This window comes from Caldicoprobacter faecalis (assembly GCF_900115765.1).
In the GTDB taxonomy this organism is placed as follows: domain Bacteria; phylum Bacillota; class Clostridia; order Caldicoprobacterales; family Caldicoprobacteraceae; genus Caldicoprobacter; species Caldicoprobacter oshimai.
In genome coordinates this window covers 1-2,153 of sequence record NZ_FOXR01000076.1, presented here as the reverse complement: position 1 = coordinate 2,153, position 2,153 = coordinate 1, and the positions used below count along the sequence as shown (strand labels likewise).

2 protein-coding genes and 1 pseudogene are annotated in these 2,153 nt (G+C 35.3%); 1 reads left to right on the top strand and 2 read right to left on the bottom strand.

Annotated elements, in window-relative coordinates:
• Window positions 1–123: 123 nt before the first annotated feature.
• Window positions 124–729, bottom strand: a complete 606-nt coding sequence (locus BM241_RS12875; protein ID WP_242948409.1) for a hypothetical protein — start codon at window positions 727–729, stop codon at window positions 124–126.
• Window positions 730–953: 224 nt separating this feature from the next.
• A pseudogene (locus tag BM241_RS13315) lies at window positions 954–1,031 on the bottom strand (hypothetical protein); the annotation flags it as partial.
• Between the two features lie 266 nt (window positions 1,032–1,297).
• Here BM241_RS13315 and BM241_RS12060 point away from each other — a divergent pair.
• A complete protein-coding gene (locus tag BM241_RS12060; RefSeq protein ID WP_025748324.1) occupies window positions 1,298–1,507 on the top strand; it encodes a hypothetical protein in 210 nt (69 codons plus the stop codon).
• Window positions 1,508–2,153 lie beyond the last annotated feature (646 nt).

Below are 2,153 nucleotides of genomic sequence, written 5' to 3'. Positions count from 1 at the left end.
ATAAAACTGCTGGAGGCTCTTTTAGGTCAAGGACGGGCGCAGCCCGGCGATAGCGAATCCTTGACCTAAAAGAAGCCGGAAGCAGTAAAATTTAAAGATCAGTGGTGATAATTTAACCTGATTCTAGCCAGAGGGAATTTTACACAAAAATTTGGACTTGATCTCAATAACAGACTGAGAAGTGTTGGCATCCCGTATAAATGTTAGCATAAACTTAGAATCGATAAAGTGGATTGTAAGGAGAACCTTCCCACCTTTTGTGCCTTCTACAGTATCCATTTCAACAACAGGTGTATCGGGATGTTCTTTTAAAAAGTTAAGAAAGTCTTCATAGGTACGGCCAACTCTGCAGGATTTATCAACTTTAAAATGGTCAGCTGATTTCTTCCTTGGCCGATATACTACTTTCCTCGGAAGATCGATATTTCTAGCAGTAAAAAGCCCATAATCAACATAATTGTAGATAGTTCTTTCGCTGTGCATAATAACATCCCTGTTATTAGAACAGATATGGTGTAAAGACTGTCCCTTTTTAATGAGGGGACTTATGATGTTATCAAGCCGTAGAATCTCTTCCTCATCAACAGAGATTCCATTTCGTGATTCAGAGAGTAATAGTTTATACTTTTGATGAGCATCTTCTTTAACATAGAAAGATTTTTTAAGTGTACAGCTTTTAAGATTTTTGCAGCCATTACATACATAATGTGGTTTTGAAAGCACAGACACAGATATTCCTCATAGTCAGGACACACCAGGTAACATTTAGAGCAGAAACGGCAATAATGATTCCTGCAATTACCGCTGTCACAGAGATAGGAATGAGTACAGTCAAATCGATGAGTACAATTATTAAATGCTCTGCCGTATGCCCCAGTCTTTTTCTGTGTAATATGTTTTCTAACTTCCTTGGATATAGTAGTACAATCCTTACCGAGCTCTTTTGCAATGGCTTTGAAGGATAGAGAATCGTTGAGATAATTCTCAATAGCCTTTCTCTCAGCGAGTGTAAGGTGTTTAAACTTAGGCATGATAATTGCCCCTTTCTATTTGAGGCAGGTACTGCTGTAAAGGGTAATACTTAAAAGTAGTATATCATCTTGCAGGATTAAAATCCATATGTTGACTTGCAAGATTAAGTTCCACATTTCATAACCATGGGGGTGGAAGTTAAATTTTCAATTTGGTTTTTTTTGGGATTTTATATTTAATTTTACAAGAGACATATTGTAATTTTAGTTAATTTTTGCTATAATATCAATAAAAAATTACATAAGAAAAGGGAGGAATGATTAATATGAAAAAGCTATTACTGAAATCTGTAAGTCTGTTTTTTGCAGTCTGTATTTTCTTGTCAACAAGCATTTCAGTATTAGCTGCTTCAGAAGAGTCAATCTTCCCTAAAATAACTCTTGAAAATGCTGATGAAATATTCGCAACCATGACCAATGAAGAGTTGAACGCCTTTATTGATTATGTGGCAGAAACTTATACTAATTCTGCTTAATTATCTGATACAAAATCGTCTAAACTTGTTTCGACAAATAGCTCTACAACATATAGTCCTTTACAGTTGGCATGGTTAGCCGCAGCACAAATAGCAAGAAATAAGGGATATACGTGTTCGGCTACTCTTGTTGAATATTCTGTTAAAGATATTCCTTATTACGAAGGGCCTACAGCAAGCGGGCCGTTTACATCTAAGATTCGTTCTACTCTCAAGTATCAGAGCTATGTTGATTACATAAAATTTACTCGTAAGACGACAGACACATGGAAACCTGTATTTGAAAAGGCGGATAATCCCGATTTATTCTATTCACTACATAAAGTAACCGTTTACGTAACTGGATATTACGTAGATACAGCATTTGCTTCTTATCATCTACTTTTTGAGGATGTTTTTGATTTCAGTTTGGATAATAATTATATGGGTGACCTTTTTGCTACTATAGTAAATAACTGGGCTTGGTTATGCCAACAGACGCACGTATTACATCCTATTAGTGTAAGTATATTGATTATAGAGAGTGGTAACTAAAATGAAAAAAACTAACATATCTCAGACTTCGCACATAAAAAATGAGCTCTGAACCTTGAAAAATCAACATTTTTCGGCATAAAAATATAGAAACATCCTCTCTTTTATGGTA

Coding starts and splice junctions, on each gene's coding strand:
- BM241_RS12060 (WP_025748324.1), top strand. CDS start 1,298: ATGAAAAAGCTATTACTGAAATCTGTAAGTCTGTTTTTTGCAGTCTGT.